The 19,917-nt window shown below is 63.1% G+C and carries 17 protein-coding genes; 10 read left to right on the plus strand and 7 right to left on the minus strand.

All coding sequences use genetic code 11. The features are described 5' to 3' along the window. Positions 1-65: 65 nt before the first annotated feature. The 4 genes from rpoZ (at position 66) to AWM79_RS02605 (ending at position 3,734) form a co-directional block, all read left to right on the plus strand. A complete protein-coding gene (gene rpoZ / locus AWM79_RS02590; protein WP_010447888.1) occupies positions 66-329 on the plus strand; it encodes a DNA-directed RNA polymerase subunit omega in 264 nt (87 codons plus the stop codon). Between the two features lie 60 nt (positions 330-389). Next, a complete protein-coding gene (gene spoT / locus AWM79_RS02595; protein WP_060782082.1) occupies positions 390-2,495 on the plus strand; it encodes a bifunctional GTP diphosphokinase/guanosine-3',5'-bis pyrophosphate 3'-pyrophosphohydrolase in 2,106 nt (701 codons plus the stop codon). A 32-nt stretch (positions 2,496-2,527) separates the two neighbouring features. Then, the gene (locus AWM79_RS02600) at positions 2,528-2,908 is read left to right on the plus strand and encodes a RidA family protein (RefSeq protein ID WP_017130338.1); all 381 of its coding nucleotides are present in this window, start codon (positions 2,528-2,530) and stop codon (positions 2,906-2,908) included. Positions 2,909-2,996: 88 nt separating this feature from the next. Next, positions 2,997-3,734, plus strand: coding sequence for a hypothetical protein (locus tag AWM79_RS02605; protein ID WP_060782083.1), 738 nt, complete (start codon positions 2,997-2,999; stop codon positions 3,732-3,734). A gap of 55 nt (positions 3,735-3,789) precedes the next feature. On the opposite strand, the gene AWM79_RS02610 is transcribed toward AWM79_RS02605, so the two are convergent. Next, complete coding sequence (locus AWM79_RS02610) at positions 3,790-4,644, minus strand: NAD-dependent epimerase/dehydratase family protein (protein ID WP_060782084.1); 855 nt, start codon at positions 4,642-4,644, stop codon at positions 3,790-3,792. A gap of 187 nt (positions 4,645-4,831) precedes the next feature. On the opposite strand from AWM79_RS02610, the gene exbB reads away from it, so the two are divergent. The 6 genes from exbB (at position 4,832) to AWM79_RS02640 (ending at position 11,688) form a co-directional block, all read left to right on the plus strand. Continuing rightward, the gene (gene exbB / locus AWM79_RS02615) at positions 4,832-5,803 is read left to right on the plus strand and encodes a tonB-system energizer ExbB (RefSeq protein ID WP_060782085.1); all 972 of its coding nucleotides are present in this window, start codon (positions 4,832-4,834) and stop codon (positions 5,801-5,803) included. Positions 5,804-5,809: 6 nt separating this feature from the next. Further along, complete coding sequence (exbD, locus tag AWM79_RS02620) at positions 5,810-6,238, plus strand: TonB system transport protein ExbD (protein ID WP_017130342.1); 429 nt, start codon at positions 5,810-5,812, stop codon at positions 6,236-6,238. Further along, a complete protein-coding gene (locus tag AWM79_RS02625) occupies positions 6,235-6,984 on the plus strand; it encodes a TonB family protein (protein WP_017130343.1) in 750 nt (249 codons plus the stop codon). Before exbD ends, AWM79_RS02625 begins: the two co-directional genes overlap by 4 nt. Before the next feature lie 223 nt (positions 6,985-7,207). Continuing rightward, complete coding sequence (locus AWM79_RS02630; RefSeq protein ID WP_060782086.1) at positions 7,208-8,128, plus strand: hydrogen peroxide-inducible genes activator; 921 nt, start codon at positions 7,208-7,210, stop codon at positions 8,126-8,128. A 5-nt stretch (positions 8,129-8,133) separates the two neighbouring features. Beyond that, the gene (recG, locus tag AWM79_RS02635) at positions 8,134-10,209 is read left to right on the plus strand and encodes an ATP-dependent DNA helicase RecG (RefSeq protein WP_026013005.1); all 2,076 of its coding nucleotides are present in this window, start codon (positions 8,134-8,136) and stop codon (positions 10,207-10,209) included. Between the two features lie 78 nt (positions 10,210-10,287). Beyond that, positions 10,288-11,688 (plus strand): aminoacyl-tRNA deacylase and HDOD domain-containing protein, encoded by a 1,401-nt coding sequence (locus AWM79_RS02640; protein ID WP_060782087.1) that lies wholly within the window; start codon positions 10,288-10,290, stop codon positions 11,686-11,688. Positions 11,689-11,715: 27 nt separating this feature from the next. On the opposite strand, the gene AWM79_RS02645 is transcribed toward AWM79_RS02640, so the two are convergent. From AWM79_RS02645 to AWM79_RS02670, 6 genes are all read right to left on the minus strand, one after another. Beyond that, positions 11,716-12,093: an SCP2 sterol-binding domain-containing protein gene (locus AWM79_RS02645; RefSeq protein WP_060783931.1), complete on the minus strand. Its 378-nt coding sequence runs from the start codon at positions 12,091-12,093 to the stop codon at positions 11,716-11,718. 139 nt (positions 12,094-12,232) lie between these two features. Next, on the minus strand, positions 12,233-13,177 hold the full coding sequence (gene tagQ, locus AWM79_RS02650) for a type VI secretion system-associated lipoprotein TagQ (RefSeq protein WP_060783932.1): 945 nt from the start codon (positions 13,175-13,177) through the stop codon (positions 12,233-12,235). 94 nt (positions 13,178-13,271) lie between these two features. After that, on the minus strand, positions 13,272-14,996 hold the full coding sequence (locus AWM79_RS02655; protein ID WP_060782088.1) for a formylglycine-generating enzyme family protein: 1,725 nt from the start codon (positions 14,994-14,996) through the stop codon (positions 13,272-13,274). After that, entirely contained in the window at positions 14,989-16,191 is a 1,203-nt protein-coding gene (locus AWM79_RS02660) for an FtsX-like permease family protein (protein WP_060782089.1), read from the minus strand. The genes AWM79_RS02655 and AWM79_RS02660 overlap by 8 nt, the downstream gene beginning before the upstream one ends. Then, positions 16,191-16,907 (minus strand): ABC transporter ATP-binding protein, encoded by a 717-nt coding sequence (locus AWM79_RS02665; RefSeq protein WP_060782090.1) that lies wholly within the window; start codon positions 16,905-16,907, stop codon positions 16,191-16,193. The genes AWM79_RS02660 and AWM79_RS02665 overlap by 1 nt, the downstream gene beginning before the upstream one ends. After that, entirely contained in the window at positions 16,907-19,912 is a 3,006-nt protein-coding gene (locus tag AWM79_RS02670; RefSeq protein ID WP_060782091.1) for a serine/threonine-protein kinase, read from the minus strand. Before AWM79_RS02670 ends, AWM79_RS02665 begins: the two co-directional genes overlap by 1 nt. Between the last annotated feature and the right edge of the window lie 5 nt (positions 19,913-19,917).

Consider the following 19,917-nt stretch of genomic DNA (forward strand, 5'->3'; position numbering starts at 1 on the left):
TTAAACTGTTCAGTCCGCTCGCCCATCCGGGCAGCGCGCCTACCGCATTTGCTACGAGGAACACCATGGCCCGCGTAACCGTTGAAGACTGCCTAGAACACGTGGATAACCGTTTTGAGCTGGTCATGCTCTCCACCAAGCGTGCTCGTCAACTGGCGACCGGTGGCAAAGAGCCGAAAGTCGCCTGGGAAAACGACAAGCCTACCGTTGTGGCCCTGCGTGAAATTGCCGAAGGCCTGGTGAGCTACGAAATGATCGCCAACGAGGAGATCGTCGAAGACGAACCTCTGTTCGCGGCGTTCGAGGACGAGTCCAACGAGGCCGTCTAAACCTATGCCGGGTCGAGACAGCACGGCGCAAGGTACAAGGCTTCGGTCGAGGGAAACCTCATGCCGAGCATAGACGCCCTCGCCGATCGCTTATCGACCTACCTCGGCGCCGACCAGGTCAATCTGGTCCGCCGGGCGTATTTCTACGCCGAACAAGCCCACGATGGCCAACGTCGTCGCAGTGGCGAAGCCTACGTCACGCACCCGCTGGCGGTGGCCAATATCCTTGCCGACATGCACATGGACCATCAGAGCCTGATGGCCGCGATGCTGCATGACGTGATCGAAGACACCGGAATCGCCAAGGAAGCGCTGCAGGCGCAGTTCGGCGAGACCGTGGCCGAACTGGTCGACGGGGTCAGCAAGCTGACCCAGATGAACTTCGAGACCAAGGCCGAGGCCCAGGCGGAAAACTTTCAGAAGATGGCCATGGCCATGGCCCGCGATATCCGCGTCATCCTGGTCAAGCTCGCCGACCGCCTGCACAACATGCGGACCCTGGAGGTGCTGTCCGGCGAGAAGCGTCGACGCATTGCCAAGGAAACCCTGGAAATCTACGCACCCATCGCCAACCGGCTGGGCATGCATGCGATCCGCGTCGAGTTCGAAGATCTTGGCTTCAAGGCCATGCACCCGATGCGTTCGGCGCGGATTTACCAGGCAGTCAAGCGCGCCCGGGGCAATCGCAAGGAAATCGTCAACAAGATCGAGCAATCCCTCAGCCACTGCCTGGCCATCGATGGCATCCAGGGCGAGGTCAGCGGCCGACAGAAGCACCTCTACGGCATCTATACCAAGATGCGCGGCAAACGCCGGGCCTTCAACGAGATCATGGACGTCTACGCGTTCCGGATCATCGTCGACAAGGTCGATACCTGCTATCGCGTGCTCGGCGCTGTACATAATTTGTACAAGCCCCTGCCCGGTCGCTTCAAAGACTACATCGCGATTCCCAAGGCCAACGGCTACCAGTCGCTGCATACGACACTGTTCGGCATGCACGGCGTGCCGATCGAGATCCAGATCCGTACCCGCGAAATGGAAGAGATGGCCAACAACGGCATCGCCGCCCACTGGCTGTACAAGTCCAGCGGCGACGAGCAGCCCAAGGGCACCCATGCCCGCGCCCGCCAGTGGGTCAAGGGCGTGCTGGAGATGCAGCAGCGCGCTGGCAACTCCCTGGAATTCATCGAGAGCGTGAAGATCGATCTGTTCCCCGACGAGGTCTACGTCTTCACGCCCAAAGGCCGGATCATGGAGTTGCCGAAAGGCTCCACGGCGGTCGACTTCGCCTATGCGGTACACACCGATGTCGGCAATAGCTGCATTGCTTGTCGGATCAATCGTCGTCTCGCGCCACTGTCCGAGCCGTTGCAAAGCGGTTCCACCGTCGAAATCGTCAGCGCCCCTGGCGCCCGACCGAACCCGGCATGGCTCAACTTTGTGGTCACCGGCAAGGCTCGCACACATATCCGTCATGCCTTGAAGCTACAGCGCCGCTCCGAATCCATCAGCCTTGGCGAACGCCTGCTGAACAAAGTCCTCAACGGTTTCGACAGTGCCCTGGACAAAATCCCGGCCGAACGTATCCAACTGATGCTCAACGAGTACCGCCTGGAGCTGATCGAGGACCTGTTGGAAGATATCGGCCTGGGCAACCGCATGGCCTACGTGGTCGCCCGCCGCCTGCTCGGCGAAGGCGAACAACTGCCCAGCCCTGAAGGTCCGCTGGCGATTCGCGGCACCGAAGGCCTGGTACTCAGCTATGCCAAGTGCTGCACGCCGATCCCCGGCGACCCGATTGTCGGCCATCTGTCCGCAGGCAAGGGCATGGTCGTACACCTGGACAACTGCCGTAATATCAGCGAAATCCGCCACAATCCGGAAAAATGCATCCAGCTCTCCTGGGCCAAGGATGTCACCGGCGAATTCAACGTCGAGCTGCGTGTGGAGTTGGAACACCAGCGCGGCCTGATCGCCCTGTTGGCCAGCAGTGTCAACGCGGCCGATGGCAATATCGAGAAAATCAGCATGGACGAACGCGATGGTCGCATTAGTGTGGTCCAACTGGTGGTCAGCGTGCACGACCGCGTACACCTGGCCCGCGTGATCAAGAAATTGCGCGCCCTGACCGGGGTGATCCGCATTACCCGCATGCGCGCGTAACCGCCCAGCCCAAACATTACAAGGAGTCAAGCATGACCAAAAGCGTTATCAGCAGCGACAAGGCCCCGGCCGCCATTGGTACCTACTCCCAGGCGATCAAGGCCGGCAACACCGTATACATGTCCGGGCAGATTCCCCTGGACCCGAAAACCATGGAACTGGTCGAAGGCTTCGAAGCTCAGACCGTCCAGGTCTTCGAGAACCTCAAGGCAGTGGCCGAAGCAGCCGGCGGCTCGTTCAAGGACATCGTCAAGCTGAACATCTTCCTGACCGACCTGAGCCATTTCGCCAAGGTCAACGAGATCATGGGCACGTACTTCGAACAACCGTACCCGGCTCGCGCCGCCATCGGTGTCGCAGCCCTGCCCCGTGGCTCGCAGGTCGAAATGGACGCGATCCTGGTCATCGAATAACCACTGCGGTCACGTTCCCGCGGAACAACCCCGCACGGCCTGGTGCAGCCTTCCACACTGCGCCAGCCTCGTCTGCAAGGATTCCACCATGCACAAAGTGCTTGCCTTCTCGGCGCTTGCCCTCCTGCTCGGCGGTTGTGCCAGCGACCCCGCCAAATATGACATCAGCGGCACCTGGATCAACCAAAAGGCCATCGACGCGGCCGTAAAAAAGGGCAGCTTGCGTGAAGCCCTGGAAACCTACGGGCCGAACCTGGAATGGAATGTCGACACCCGCAACGGCCAGGCTAAATACAGCAACGGCTTCGAACGCCCTGAAGGGCATGTGCGAGAAGACGGCAAGCAGAAGTGGCATGTTGATTTCTATGGCAGCACCGGCACCTCACTGATCCGGGACGGCAAAGAGCTGATTCAGGGCGCCAGCGATTCCGAGCCCGAACAACCGTTTGTCCGCGCCCAGGCAGAGCTGCCGGTCGGTGCCCCGGTCGGCGCCAGCTTCGAACAAGCCCTCTATTCGAGCTATATGGGTGGCGACTGGAAAATCGTCAGCGGCCCAGGTGAAGGTGCTCGGGTGAAATTCTTTGCGGACGGACGCCTCGAAGGCTTGCCGGGCAACGACCGCTATGCGCTGTGCCTGGCGGGCGACTGTGCGTCCATGAGCAGCGGTAACGACAGTATCTGGCTGCAACAGGGTGACCAGGGCAGTGCCTGGATCTTTGTGCGCAAGGACAAGCAACTGGAAATTTTCCAGGCGTTGAACTCGGCTCAAGCCGATGAACAACCACAGCTTTACCCCGGCAATCGCCAGTGGCTGCTGGAGAAGTAGGGCAAGCCCTCATCTGCGCAGCCCCCTTGCAGTGAGCGGGCTCCATGAACGCCTCTCAACGCCCGCCAAGAATCGCCGCATACCCCGCGCGATAGCTTGCGTACCCAGGCACCCAACCCAGCGCCCGCGCCCGGGCATTGCTGCAACGTTTGCTGCCAGTGCGACGAACACTGGACTCGGTGTCCCACCCGGTCACCCCCAGGTACTCGCGTAACCAGCCCACCACCTCGGCCAGGGGCGCTGGCGTGTCATCGACGCCGATATAACAATCCTCCAACGCCTTGCCCGCCCGATCCGCCTCCAGCAGGAACGCCAGCAACCCGGCAGCGTCATCGACATGAATGCGGTTGCTATATAACGGCGGCTCGACAGCCACCTGATATCCGCGACGCACCTGCGTCAACAACCACTCGCGGCCTGGCCCGTAGATCCCCGTCAGACGCACCCGACTCGCCGGAAAATCGCTGTCGAGCGCCAGTTGCTCGGCCTCGAGCATCAAGCGCCCGGAATAACCCTCGGCCTCGGTTGGCGAAGTTTCATCGACCCATTCGCCCTGGCGTTGCACATACACACTGCTGCTGGAGACGAACAGCAAGCGCCTGGGCTGCTGCTGCGACTGCTTGAGCCAGTTCAGGACATGTCGCAAGCCTTCGACATAAGCAGCCCGATAACCGGCTTCATCGTGATCGGTGGCCGCCGCGCAATACACCAGGTAATCCAGTGGACCGCTCGGCCAGTCCGCCGGACGCTGCTCGGCGAACAGGTCGCCCGCCACCCCCAGAACACCTTCCGGTAGGCGCAAAATCGAGCGGCGCAGGCCATACACCTGCCAACCCCGGACCAGCAATTGAGTTGCCAGACGACCACCGACATCACCACAACCGGCGATCAGAACAGAAGGAGCAGACATCGGAAATCTCCACAAAAGAGCCAAGGACTAGCGTCGAGAATGGACGAACCGCTAGCAATGAAAGAAAAAACAGACACTATCACTTCTGTTAACAAGAATTACTTGCAATAATGCCCGACCATTTGTTCTCGGCCCAACGAGGCCTGGAAGGACAAGATCCATTTTAATTCGCTCAGGTCCGGCCAGCATGATACGCAATCAATCCACCGCCTCGCCAAACCAGCTCCACACCCCTTCACGCGCCTGGCGTTCGATTGCTGCGTTGCTGTTCAGCCTGCTGCTGGCCCCGACCGCCGTATTCGCCGACGAGCCGACCCACCACAGCGCGCCTGCGGCCACCGCACCGGCTACGACCGAACAGGCCACCCCTAGCGTCGCTGCCGACTCGGTCCAGGCTGAAAGCGCCACGCCGACCGACATCGACGTGCTGCCAGCCGAGGACACCAGCCTGGGCCTGGGCCATGACCTGTCGCCGTGGGGTATGTACAAGAATGCCGATATCATCGTGAAGATAGTCATGATCGGCCTGGCCATCGCCTCGATCATCACCTGGACCATCTGGATCGCCAAAGGCTTCGAGTTGCTGGGCGCCAAACGTCGTCTGCGTGGTGAAATCGCCAACCTGAAGACCGCCACCACCCTCAAGGAAGCCAGCGCCAGCGCAGCCAAGGCGGGCACCCTGGCCAACCTGCTGGTACACGACGCGCTCGAAGAAATGCGCCTGTCGGCCAACAGCCGCGAGAAAGAAGGGATCAAGGAACGCGTCAGCTTCCGCCTGGAACGCCTGGTCGCCGCCTGTGGTCGCAACATGAGCAGCGGCACTGGCGTGCTCGCCACCATCGGTTCTACCGCGCCGTTCGTTGGCCTGTTCGGTACCGTATGGGGCATCATGAACAGCTTCATCGGCATCGCCAAGACCCAGACCACCAACCTCGCCGTGGTTGCCCCCGGCATCGCCGAAGCCCTGCTGGCCACTGCCCTGGGCCTGGTCGCCGCGATCCCGGCGGTGGTGATCTACAACGTCTTCGCCCGCTCCATCGCCGGCTACAAGGCCCAGGTGTCCGACGCTTCGGCTGAAGTCCTGCTGCTGGTCAGCCGCGATCTCGATCACCTGCTGCCGGAACGCACCAGCCAACCGCACATGGTCAAAGTAGGGTAATCGGCCATGGGTCTGCATTTGAAAGAAGGCGCGGACGACGATCTGGCCGAGAACCATGAAATCAACGTCACGCCGTTTATCGACGTAATGTTGGTGCTGCTGATCATCTTCATGGTCGCGGCCCCTCTGGCCACCGTGGACATCAAGGTCGACCTGCCTGCTTCCACGGCCAAGCCGGTTCCACGTCCGGAGAAGCCGCTGTTCCTCAGCGTCAAGACCGATCAACGCCTGTTCCTCGGTGAAGACGAGGTCAAGGCCGAGTCCCTGGGGGCAGCCCTGGACGCCAAGACCCACGGCAAAAAAGACACCACCATCTTCTTCCAGGCCGACAAGGGCGTGGACTACGGCGACCTGATGCGCGTCATGGATTCCCTGCGCACAGCCGGTTACCTGAAGGTCGGCCTGGTCGGACTCGAGACGGCAACCAAGAAATGATCACGACGCGCCATAAGCTGACGCGTTACGGCGCCAGCCTGGCCCTGGTGCTGGGCATTCACGCGGCGGCGATTCTCGCCACCTTGAACTGGTCGGTGTCCAAACCGATCGAACTGCCGCCGCAGGCCATGATGGTCGAGCTGGCCCCTCTTGCGCCAGCTCCGCCGCCTCCGGCACCGCCCAAGGTGGTGACGCCACCGCAGCCACCGGCCCCCGTGGAAGAACCGCCGTTGCCCAAGCTCGCCGAAGCACCGAAGCCGACGATCACGGTACCAAAGCCAGTCAAACCCAAGCCCAAACCGCAGCCACCGAAACCGGAAGTGAAGAAGGAACCGGAAAAGGAAAAGCCCAAGGAAGAGAAGCCTGCCGAAGAGCCGCCGACCAACCGCCCTCCGGAAAAATCCGCCGCACCGGCACCGGGGCCTTCGCCACAGCAGCTCGCCGCCAAGGCAAGCTGGGAGGGCACTTTGCTGGCACACCTGAGCAAATACAAGAAGTACCCGCCGGCTGCTCAATCGCGTGGCAAGGAAGGCCTGAACCGTCTGCGCTTCGTCGTCGATGCCGAAGGCAAGGTCCTCTCTTACGAGTTGGTGGGCCGCTCGGGCAATGCCGACCTGGACCGTGCTACTCTGGAAATGATCCGCCGTGCCGAGCCGCTGCCCAAGCCACCGGCAGACATGCTCACCAACGGCAGCATTGAGATTGTCGCGCCCTTCGTCTACTCCATCGACAAACGTGGCCGCTAGAGGAGCGACGCCGAACCGTCGCGAGAAAACCCTCGATGGCCGCTGAAAACGTCGCCAGCCAGCCCACTCCCGCAGGTGCGGTATTCCCCGGAGCTTGCGGTCCACTCCCACAAATCGGTCGTTTAATTAAATTAACGACAATCGTCACTTATCCTGCGTCTGATAACGTGCGTCTATCGATTGCAGCCGTTATGCTTGGCCTGCAACCTTATGGACGCTTGCTATGACTCTGACAGAATTACGCTACATCGTTACCCTTGCCCAAGAGCAGCATTTCGGTCACGCGGCCGAACGCTGCCATGTCAGCCAGCCGACGCTATCGGTGGGCGTGAAAAAGCTGGAAGACGAACTCGGTGTGCTGATTTTCGAGCGCAGCAAGAGCGCCGTGCGCCTGACGCCAGTCGGCGAAGGCATTGTTGCCCAGGCACAAAAGGTCCTGGAACAGGCCCAGGGCATCCGTGAACTGGCCCAGGCCGGGAAAAACCAACTGGTCGCGCCGCTGAAAGTCGGTGCGATCTATACGGTCGGTCCCTACCTGTTCCCACACCTGATTCCGCAACTGCATCGGGTCGCCCCGCAGATGCCCTTGTATATCGAGGAAAACTTCACCCATATCCTGCGCGACAAGCTGCGCAACGGCGAACTGGACGCGGTGATCATCGCCCTGCCGTTCAGCGAAGCCGATGTGCTGACCTTGCCGCTGTATGACGAGCCATTCTACGTGCTGATGCCAGCCTCGCACCCCTGGGCCCAGAAGGAAACTATCGACAGCGCCCTGCTCAACGACAAGAGCCTGCTGCTGCTGGGCGAAGGCCACTGCTTCCGCGACCAGGTCCTCGAAGCGTGTCCGACCCTGGTCAAGGGCAGCGAAGCGGCCAAGCACACCACAGTTGAATCCAGCTCCCTGGAAACCATCCGCCACATGGTCGCCTCCGGGCTCGGTGTTTCCGTGCTGCCATTCTCGGCGGTGGACAGCCATCACTACGCGCCCGGCGTCATCGAGGTGCGGCCACTCGCGCCGCCCGTGCCGTTCCGCACCGTGGTCATCGCCTGGCGTGCCAGCTTCCCACGCCCCAAGGCGATTGAAATCCTCGCCGACTCGATCCGCCTGTGCTCGGTGGCCAAGCCGCCCGTCGCGAGCTGAATGCCGTGACTGAGCTGTCGCAAGTGTCGGTCACGGCACTCAAGGGGGTCGGCGCAGCCATGGCCGAGAAACTGGCCAAGGTCGGTCTGGAGAACATCCAGGACGTACTGTTTCACTTGCCCCTGCGTTACCAGGACCGCACCCGTATCGTGCCCATCGGCGCTCTGCGACCCGGCCAGGACGCGGTGATCGAGGGCATGGTCAGCGGCGCCGACGTGGTCATGGGCAAGCGTCGCAGCCTGCTGGTGCGTCTGAACGATGGCACCGGTAGCCTGAGCCTGCGCTTCTACCACTTCAGCAATGCGCAGAAAGAAGGTTTCAAGCGCGGCACTCAGGTGCGCTGCTACGGAGAGGCCCGCCCCGGCGCCTCGGGCTTGGAGATCTATCACCCGGAATACCGCGCCTTGACCGGCGACGAACCACCGCCGGTGGACCAGACCCTCACTCCGATCTATCCGCTGACCGAAGGCTTGACCCAGCAGCGCCTGCGCCTGCTGAGCCAGCAAAGCCTGGCGATGCTCGGTCCACGCAGCCTGCCGGACTGGCTGCCCCAGGAGCTGGCACGCGACTACCAATTGGCGCCGTTGGACGATGCTATTCGCTACCTGCACCAGCCGCCGGCCGATGCCGACGTCGAGGAACTCGCCCTCGGTCATCACTGGGCCCAGCATCGCCTGGCCTTCGAGGAACTGCTCACTCACCAACTGTCTCAGCAACGCCTGCGCGAAAGCCTGCGGGCCTTGCGCGCGCCGGCCTTGCCCAAGGCCCGCCAATTGCCGGAGCGGTTTCTCGCCAACCTGGGATTCCCGCCCACCGGTGCCCAGCAACGGGTCGCCAACGAAGTCGCCTACGACCTCAGCCAACCCGAGCCGATGCTACGACTGATCCAGGGCGATGTCGGCGCCGGCAAGACCGTGGTCGCCGCCCTGGCCGCCTTGCAGGCCCTGGAGGCCGGCTACCAGGTGGCGCTGATGGCGCCGACTGAGATCCTCGCCGAGCAGCACTTCATCAACTTTCAGCGCTGGCTGACCCCACTGGGTATCGAAACCGCGTGGCTGGCCGGCAAACTCAAGGGCAAGGCCCGCGCCGCCGCCCTGGAACAAATCGCCGGCGGCACACCGATGGTGGTCGGCACCCATGCACTGTTCCAGGACGAAGTGCGGTTCCACAACCTGGCCTTGGTGATCATCGACGAACAGCACCGCTTCGGTGTTCAGCAACGCCTGGCCCTGCGCCAGAAAGGCGTGGGCGCACGCATGTGCCCGCATCAGTTGATCATGACCGCCACCCCGATCCCCCGCACGTTGGCGATGAGCGCCTACGCCGATCTCGACACCTCGATCCTCGACGAGTTGCCGCCCGGACGCACACCGGTGAACACCGTGCTGGTGGCCGACAGCCGACGCTTCGAAGTGGTCGAGCGGGTACGCGCCGCCTGTGCCGAAGGGCGCCAGGCCTACTGGGTCTGCACGCTGATCGAAGAATCCGAAGAGCTGACCTGTCAGGCCGCCGAAACCACCTTCGAAGAATTGACCGCCGCCCTCGGCGAACTGCGCGTCGGGCTGATCCACGGACGCATGAAACCAGCGGAAAAAGCCGCAGTGATGGCCGAGTTCAAGGCCGGTAACCTGCAACTGCTGGTGGCCACCACCGTGATCGAAGTGGGTGTCGATGTGCCCAACGCCAGCTTGATGATCATCGAAAACCCCGAGCGCCTGGGCCTGGCGCAACTGCATCAGTTACGCGGTCGGGTTGGCCGGGGCAGCGCCGTCAGTCATTGCGTGCTGCTCTACCATCCACCGCTGTCGCAGATCGGACGCCAGCGCCTGGGCATCATGCGTGAAACCAACGACGGCTTTATCATTGCCGAAAGAGACCTGGAGCTACGCGGCCCCGGCGAGATGCTCGGCACCCGCCAGACCGGCCTGCTGCAATTCAAGGTGGCCGACCTGATGCGCGACGCCGATCTGCTCCCTGCCGTGCGTGACGCGGCCCAAGCTTTGCTCGCCCGCTGGCCACAACATGTCAGTCCGCTGTTGGAGCGCTGGCTGCGCCATGGGCAACAATACGGCCAAGTGTGATAGACCTCACAATTCAGGGCCCGGTCACCAGGATAAGCTGGTTATACTGGTAAAATTGTAGGAAACCGGATACAGACCATGACAGAAGTTGCCCTCATCGATGCAACCCCGCACACCCCGTCTGTGGTCCGACTGCTGCTCGACAAGTTAGCCATCAACTACCGTGAAGTCACAGACTTGCCTGGCCTACCGGTGGCTCGCAAGGTACAAGCGGTGCTGCTCGACGACGCAATCGGCGCGCTTATGGTCCTGTTCCCACAGAGCCAACTGCTCGACCTCAACCGCCTGACCGAACTCACCGGTCGGCGCCTGACAGCCGTGCCAACCGAGCGCCTGCAGCACCTGCTCGGCAAACACAATCTGCACCGGCTACCGGGCCTGCCGGCGCTGATCAACTCGCCTTGCCTGTACGAAGAACAACTGCTGCGTGAACCCAGTGTGCTGATCAGCTCCGGTGAGCTCGGCCTGCTGCTGGAAATCTCCAGCGACGACTTCAAGAGCCTGCTCACCAAGGCCAGCGCCGCCAGCTTCGGCGAAGCGCTGAGCAGCATCCGCCTGAACCTCGACCGCCCGGACGATGACCGCGAGGAAATCACTCAAGCGGTCCAAGCCTTTACCGCCCGGCGTATCCAGCAACGCCTGGAAGCGATCATCGAGATCCCGCCCCTGGCGGAAACCGCGCAGAAGATCATCAAGCTGCGGGTCGATCCCGATGCGACAATCGACGACATCACCGGAGTGGTCGAGACCGATCCGGCACTGGCCGCGCAGGTGGTGAGCTGGGCGGCATCACCGTATTACGCTTCGCCGGGCAAGATTCGCTCGGTGGAAGATGCCATTGTGCGGGTGCTGGGTTTCGATCTGGTGATCAACCTGGCCCTCGGCCTGGCTCTGGGCAAGACCCTGAGCCTGCCCAAAGACCGCCCACAACACAGCACACCCTACTGGCAGCAGTCGATCTACACCGCTGCGGTGATCGAAGGCTTGACCCGCGCCATGCCTCGCACACAGCGTCCGGAAGCCGGCCTGACCTATCTGGCGGGGCTGCTGCACAACTTCGGCTACCTGCTGCTGGCCCACGTATTCCCACCGCACTTCTCGCTGATCTGCCGCCACCTGGAGGTCAACCCGCACCTGTGTCACAGCTATGTCGAGCAGCACCTGTTGGGGATCAGCCGCGAGCAGATCGGTTCCTGGCTGATGCGTTACTGGGATATGCCGGAGGAACTGGCCACCGCGCTGCGCTTCCAGCACGACCCAAGCTACGATGGCGACTATGCCGAGTACCCCAACCTGGTGTGCCTGGCGGTACGTCTACTGCGCAGCCACAACATCGGTTCCGGGCAGGAAGAAGAGATTCCCGATACCCTGCTCGCCCGCCTCGGCCTGAGCCGCGACAAGGCCGAGGACGTGGTGAATAAGGTACTGGAAGCAGAAGTGTTGCTGCGCGAACTGGCTTCGCAGTTCAGCCAGCCCTGACACTGTGGCAGCCCTGATAGTCAGACCTCAGGCCTTGTTTTTCTTCGGTTTGAGGTACTGGGTCAGGCCCTGGAACCAGATCACTAACGCTGGGTTGCCCTTGATCTGGATCGATTTGTCTTGAATCCCTGACATGAACGCCAGTTGCTTGTTCTTCGCCTGCATCGTGGCGAAGCCGTAGGCGGCATCCTTGAACGCAATGGCAAACGTCGGCTCTGGATAAGTCCCGGACTTGCTGGTAATGCGCTGGTCTTTGACCGTGAAGTGACGCGCCACTTTGCCGTCCAGGGTTTGCAATTGGAAGACCAGCGTCTTATCAGCCAGTTGCTGCTGGAACGCTGGATTATTGCGACTGGCCCGGGCCATCAGCAGACCCAGTGCCCAGAGAAGAAAACGGAATTTCATGCACAGCGCCTCGGCGAAAAAATTGAATAGCCGGCGCAGTGTAGCGATTTGTTCGGGGAACGCCACCGATCTGCTTCATTACAAGAAGATCGGTGGGCGTTTGCTGCTTATCTCAGCATGTTAATAACCCATTGGTCACTCAGACGTTCGGGCAAGGCACCGGTGCCCAGTCGCCCAGATCCGGGTTCCTGCACATGCTGTTGACCTGAGACTGCCCGATGGTCGCTACTTCCTGGCTGGCGGCTTTCTTGGCGTTGGCGTCCTGGAGGGTCTTCTCGGTCGCGACCGCTTCTTTCGGCACGGTCGGCAGCGCTGGCCGCTTCGCGACCTTGACTGGTTTCTTGCCCTTACCAGCGCCCGGCGCAACCACCGGAGCGGTATCGGCGCGCGCCACGGTGACCACGTCCTTGCGCTGGACACCGACGGTCTGCAGGTCTTTTTCGTAGGCCTGGGTGTAGTTGCTCAGGTCTTCGCTAGCCTTGCCATGCACCGCGACGATCAGGTCATTGGACTCTTTCAGGCCGGCAACGATTTCCGCCAGACGCTTGCGGCCCTCGGTGTCGTTGAGGGTCTTGGCCTTGCGCGCATTGACCAGGTTGGTGAACTCGCCCTGGTAGCAACTCTGGGACGCCCTGGCATAGGCGGTGCTGCGATCGATATCGGCGGAGCTCTTGTTGATATCGGTGGCATAGGAACCGATACGCTGGTTGTCATCGGTGATCTGCTTCTGCTTCTCGGTGTAGTAGCCCACCGCGCCGCCCGCGAGGGCACCGCCGGCGGCACCGATGGCGGCGTTGCGACCCCGCTTGTCGGAGTCGCCGGTCAGCGCGCCGAGGGCCGCGCCGCCCAAGGCACCGAAGACCGCGCCGGTGGCAACGGACTTGGTCATGTCCGAGTCCGTGGCACGCAGGTGTTGCACCGGCTCGTAGCAGGCCGGGTAGTACTCGACCTTAGTGATCGCGCCGACCTTGGAGGTCGCGGATGTGGCGCAACCGCCGATCAGCACGGTGCTGAATCCGGCGACAACCCACAGCGCGGCACGGCACTTGGAGGTTAAGGCAAGGGGTTGGCTGGAGAAAGTCATGTTCATGTTCCCTATCTTGGTTTGACTTGCCCGGACGGCACCCTGCCGCCCGGCTAGTTTTCGTACAGACCCACACTCGCCGGATCTCGACCGCTCAAGGCGTCTGGGCGGTCGATGCGAGTAACGCGTTCAAGATCGCCGCCGGATCGGCCCGCTGTTGCTTGCGGTAGTCCTCGACATGACGAACGAACAAGGTCGCCCGTGCCACCAGGCTGTTGCCGAGCACGGGCTTGCGATTGAGTTCTTCCTTGACCCGCTGGAGCTGCCCCTGGATCACCGCATCGGTGTAGCGCGTGGCCGTTGCCAGGTTGTCGATATAAATCGTCACGGCGCCGTCCAGCGCGCTGCTGCCGTTATCGATGGCGGTGGCGAACAGCACGGCGCTGGCCTCGTCCTTGGCGTCGAGGACCTGCTGGCGGCTCTTCTTCAGGTTGGTCAGGCGGATGTTGTAGTTGTTGACGGTTTCGGCCACCAGGGCCGCCGACTGGATCAGGTTGCCGGCGGCTTCCTCGCGTTGGCGGGCGATCAGCGAGACGTTGCGCTTGAGCTCTTCGTTGACCAGTCCCAGTTCGGCTTGCAGACGCGGGTCGCTGCTGGCGGAAATGATCCCGTCCAGGCGCTTGGTCGGGTCCCGGGCATCGTCGATGGCATCGGTCAGGGCCGCCAGGCGGCCTTCCTTCTCCCATTGGCTGAACAATTCCTTGTAGCGCGAGCGCGGCGCCGACAGCGCGCCGACGGCCACCCGCAAACCGGTAGTCTCGTTGCGTTGCTCGGTACCGTCGGCGGCGAACAGCGGATACTCGCGGCGCATGCCGGTAAACAGCGTCCCTTCGCCCTCAAGGTAGTTACCGCCCTTGACCACAAAACCGCCATAGGCGCCCTGGCGCCGCCCGGCGTGCACCAACTGGAAGGATTCCTGGACCATCTGCGCGGCATTGCCGAGCACATCGAACAACCCGATGGGGTTGGGCAGCTTGGTTCCCACCGGCATCAGGCGCGCCGCCTGGCCGGTACCGCCGGCGACCTGGTTGAACACCGCGTAATCGGCCAGCGGGCCGTCGCTATCGCTGCCCGGTTGGCGCCGGGGAAACAGCCGGCCTTCCAGGTCCTGGCGGCTGACCGCCTGGCCACCACGGGCAGCGAACTCCCATTCGACTTCGGTCGGCAGGCGCACGAACCCCAGGCCACCGTCGTCGGCCGATGAGCCCCGACCGCTGACCGGCAGGCGATCACGGTGATATTTCATCAGCCAGGCGCTGTAGACGGCGGAAAAACGCTCGGCATCGAACCGCGAGACTTTGACCTTGGGCAGGCGCCCGGCGATGCCCGGCGGCGCTTCGCAGACCGGGACCGGCTCATCGCCGGCCAGCGATGGCGCCTGGGCCATAACCAGCGCGTACTGGCGCGCCGTCACCGGGTACTTGCCCATGAAATAGAACATCGGCTTCAATGGCGAGCCGCTATCGATTTTCGGCAGGGTCGGAGAAATGGCTTTCTGCCAATCGATGGGCAGATCCTCGAAGGTGAACTGGCCGTTGATAAAGTCGCGGCGGTAGCCGGAAATGAACGACTGCTTATAGCCGGGCTCATCTTCGCTGAAGGGGTAGCCCAGGCTGATTTCACGATCATCCAGGAGGCCTTGGGCGAGGATATAGACGTAGCGGAACACCATCTCGCCGTCGCACGGCAGCGGCAGGCTGATATCGCCACTCAAGGGTTTGGGGTTGTCCAGCTTGTTGCCGTCGTCGTCGGCCCGGACCGTACCATCCACGACCAGGGAACCGACAAGAACCGCCAGGGCCGCGTGCAGCTTAAACATTTCGGATTCCTTGCGAAGCTTCTATCCGCGCCACACGCCAGCCACCGAGGGCGGCAGCCAGGGTGCAGGCCACCAACACCGAAAAAAGCGCCAGCAGGTAATGACGCCACAGCAACTGGCTGGCGTATTCGCCGGCCACCTGCACCAACAGATAATTCAGGCCCTGCTCCGCCACGGCATACAACGCAACGCTCAACGCTACGGCGAACAGTCCGCTGTAGAGCGCTTGCAACACCACGAACAGCAGCAAGGCAGCGGTCCCCAGGCCAAGCAGGCGCAGCACCGACAGCTCTCGACGCTTGCGTTCGACCGCCGCCAGCGCCCCGGCGAAAATTGCCGCGAAAGCGCCCGCCAGGGCCAACGCGGCGATGATCCAGAACACGATGGATAGGTTGCTGCTCAGGGACTGCACCTGAGCAATGGTCTGGGCCTGGGTCGAGACCAGCAGGCCGCGCTCGGCGAAATAGCGGCGCACCGATTCGACATCGCTCAACTCGCGGGCATACAGGCGGAAGGCCGGATACACCCGTTGTGCGGAGGAGCCCGTGGATTCGCCCCTCCAGCCCAGCAACGGCACGCCACGACCGTCGCGATAATCTTCGGCGGCCTCCAGCAGGCCCAGCGGCGCAAACAGCGCATCGCGACCGAAGGCTTCCAGCGGCAACACCGCCTGCACCTGGATCTGTGTGTGCTGACTTTCCACCCGGCCCGCCACCTGTCGGCTGACGGACACCTCCAGCCAATCACCCGCCCTCACCCCGAGCTTCTCGGCCACCGTCTGGCTCAACAACATCGCCGCCAGCCCAATCGGCGCCGGCAAGCCACCCAGCAACGGATCGCCCTCGGCGGTCGGCAGCATCTCGACGGTCAGTGCCAGGCCCTGTTTGCCGGTGGACAGATCGGCGGTCGCGGCGATCTGCCGGGTACGCGGCAAGGCGAACGCCACCTCTTCGCGGCGTCCCAGCTCGGCGATATAGGCCGCACTGAAACGGCCGCCTCCCAGGGGAATGATCTCGCGCACCGTGGGGTCCTGCTCAAGCCGCTCGGTCAGACTACTGATCAACCCGAATTTCAGGCCGAACAGCACCAGCAACGGCGCGATCACCGCCACCAGCGCCAGCACCGAACAGGCCGACAGGCGCGCATCGGCGCGATAATCCCGCCAGGCCAGCGCCGCCACCAGCGCAGCGCGCATCACGAGGCCGCTCCCAGGGTCGCGGTGACACCGCCATCGGCATCTCGTTGGCAACTGATCCGCAGCACCGCCAACCCCAGTTCGCGCATCAGCGCTTCGTCATGGCTGGCGATCACGCAGCACGCACCCTGCTCACGGGCCTGGCTCAGCAGCAACTGCATGACCCGCCCGGCGTTCAGCGGGTCGAGCGCCGCGGTCGGCTCATCGGCCAGCAACAGTTGCGGCCCATGGGCCAGGGCCCGGGCACAAGCGACCCGCTGGCGCTGCCCCACCGACAGAGCGCAGGGCGGCTTGTCCAGTTGATCGGCGATTTCCAACTGCTCGGCGAGCCGCCGCACCGTGCCGTCATCGCCCATCCCCAACAGCTTGCGCGACAAGCCGATATTGGTGCGCACATCGAGAAACCCGAGCAGGCCACCGGTCTGCAACACATAGCCGAGGTAGCGGCTGCGCACCTGCGCCAACTGCGCATGGCGACCCTGGCGCCAGAGCGCGGCGATGTCCAGGGCACTGCTGTGGTCATCGAAGGTGAACAGGCTCGCGCGGTCCGGCGCCAAGATCAGCGCCAGCAGGTCGAGCAGCGTGCTCTTGCCGCAGCCGCTGGGGCCAACCACCGCCCACTGCTGGCCGGGCGCCAGGGTCAGGCGCGGAATCACCAAACTGTAGCGCTGGGCGCCCTCGCCCCGCGTCTTACGCACCTCGCGCAGGCTGATCATCACGGCAGCGTCGACAACGGCACGCGGTACAACGCGTCACCCGGCTCGGCGTCGCCGAACCGGACCCAGTTGGTCACATCGTTGTGGAAGGTCTGGTAGAGACGGATCTTCGAGTCCAGTTCGTCAATAAAGCCCTCTTGCTCGGCGACGCTCAGGGACAACCACAGGTCCTGGGTCATGCTCAGCGACTTGCTGCGATACGGCAGGCCTTCCAGGTATTCGCCGAGGACACCGCCATCGGCAAGGTTGCCGCCTTTGCGCAGGGCCGCCGGATCGCGGCTCATATAGGCACTGGCGCTGGCGATTTCCTGGAAGAAATCCTTGGCCGAGGTCTGGGTCTTGCGGGCGGCATCGACAATCAGTTTCAGCGACTGCTGCAAGTCGTTGAGCTGCAGCTTGGTCAGCATCACACAGACCTGGAACGCCGGCAGGGCCGGGTTGGTCAGATCGCGGTCGGCGGTCCAGGCACTGACCAGTTGCGGCGCCTGGCTGGCGCTCTGGCGCCCGAGGAAATCCATGTGCATCGCATAACCGATGGCCGCCGATTTGTCCGCCAGACTCGCCGCCGCCAGCAGCGGCACGGCCTGCGGCTGGTTGCTACGAACCTGATGCACCAGATTGGCGAACACCGCGCCGATCTCGCCGACCCGCTCGCCGAGCTTGCGCACGTCGCCACCCTGGACCGGGATATAGAGATCGCCGATCTTCGGGTTGGCGTCGGCGGTGAGGGTCCGGTACTGCTGCTCGGCGAAGGTGTGATTTTGCTTCCCGGCATCGCTGCGCAGGTGCAGCGCATAGATCTTGATCTGCTTGCCCAGCGCGGCCTGGCGAATCTGCGCCTCGTTCATTTGGGTGCTGCTGTAGGGGTCGTTCTTGCGCAGCGAACCGGCGTCGCTGATCAGCAGGATCAACCGACCATCGTAGCCAGACCAGTCCATGCCGTTGACCGCCTGCATGACCCCGGCGAAGGCATCCTCGTTGAACGAGTGGCTCGACACCGTCGACGCCTTGACTTGCCGCGCCAGCTCAAGGAAACGCACGGGATCGCGGCCCTGGTCGAGGGTCACCAGGGTCTTGGCCAGGTACTCCAGGCCCGGTGTCTTGCGGATATTGTTGCGAAAACCCACCAGGCCGAAACTGACGCTGTCCAGCTCGCCGCGCTGGGCGATCTGCTTTTGCAGTTCATGGACCACATCGCGGATCTGGTCGATATGGGGCTGCATCGACACCGTGGTATCCACCACCAGCACAATGGCAGTACGGAAGTTGTCGGTCGCCGCCACTATCGGCGCCGTACTGCTGCCAGCGCTTTGCCCTGCGGTACCGGGGTCGATCGAGGCGACATTGAGCAACTGCACCGGCTGGCCGTTTTCATCGAAGCTTTCCCGCGAGGCGAAAATCGGCAACAGGTAGAACTGATTCTGCGGCACGGCGCTGGCCGCCGGCTCCAGGGCCAGCACCCGCCGGTCGTCCGCTGGATTCTTCCGAGCATTGAGCAGCAGGTTCTTCGCCGCCGACGGATCGGCCAACAGACGGTCGAGGTCACTGGACTCGCGCAGGAACATCACTGGCGCCCGCCCGGAACGCTCGGTGAACTTCAGTACCAGGCTCTGTTTCCATTCGCTGACCTGCGAGCCCGGCAACCAGCCCGCGCTGCGCCCGTCACTGGCCGCGCCAACGCGCAACCAATCGGTGCCATCGACGCTCTTGCGCTGATAGACATAAAGCACCGAAAACGTCGGCAGGACTGCGTCCTTCTGCCCACCCGGCGAGCTGTAGAGTTGCGCGCCGGGCTGGCTCAACACGCGCTGGAACAAGGTCTTCTTGCCCGCCATCAGCAAGGGCCGCTTGCCGCCGTCCTGTTCATCCGGGATCGGTTCGCCGGAGGTCGGGAATGCACTCGACTGGCTGCCCGAGGGGGCGAGGGCGGTCGCTGGCGTATCCGTGCCCAGCCACCAGTAACCGACGCCCCCCATGCTCAGCGCCGCTACTGCCAGCAACGCGAACAGCGGGCCACGAGGTGGCTGCGAGTCGCAAGCCGAGGTGAGCTGCGGTGGTGGAGCCGGTCGCGGCACGGGTTGCGCCGGTGCGCTGGTGGGGATCTCGATCGACACCGGGATCAGCCCACCCAGATCGGTTCCCAGCGGCGACATCGGCTGCGGAACCGGCGTCGGCACCGCCAGCGGCTGGATCAGGGTCGACTCCAGCGTCTCGGACGGCAGGTTGTCCAGCGCGGCCAGCAAGGTCGCCGCATCCGGGAAACGCTCCGCCGGGTCCTTGGCCAGCAGTCGGCGCAGGATGTCCTGGTAACGACCGTGCTGAAGCGGCAGCTCCGGCAACGGCTCGGTGAGGTGCGCCAGCGCCGTGGACAGCGCGTCGGTGCCGGTATACGGCAGCTTACCCACGAGGATCTCGTAGAACACCACGCCCAGCGCATAGAGATCGGCGCGACCATCGATATCCTGACCCCGCGCTTGCTCCGGGCTCATATAGCTCGGTGTGCCGACCGCGAATCCAGCCTGGGTGAACTGAGTGCGATCATCCAGTGACTTGGCGATGCCGAAGTCCGAGAGTACCGCCGTACCATCGGCGTGGAACAGGATATTGGCCGGTTTCACATCGCGGTGCACCAGTCCCTGAGCATGGGCGTAACCCAGCGCCGAGGCGATCTGGCGGATATAGCCCAGGCCCTGCTCCGGGCTCAGGCCGGCGGCGATGCGCTCCTTGAGCGTGCCGTTGGGCAGATACTCCATGGCCATGTAGTACAGCTTGTCGACATTGCCGATATCGTGGATGGTCACGGTATGCGGGTGCGACAGCCGCGCCAGGGTCCGGCCTTCACGCAGGAAGCGCTCGCAGAAGCTCGGGTCGGCGGCCAGCGCGGCCACCATGACTTTCAGCGCCACCTTGCGCTCCAGCGAGCGTTGGGTCGCCAGGTAGACGGTGGCCATGGCGCCTTCGCCAATCTGGCCGTCTATGTCGAATCCGGGAATCAGTATGTTCATGGGCT

It is taken from the genome of Pseudomonas agarici, assembly GCF_001543125.1.
Classification (GTDB): Bacteria; Pseudomonadota; Gammaproteobacteria; order Pseudomonadales; family Pseudomonadaceae; genus Aquipseudomonas; species Aquipseudomonas agarici.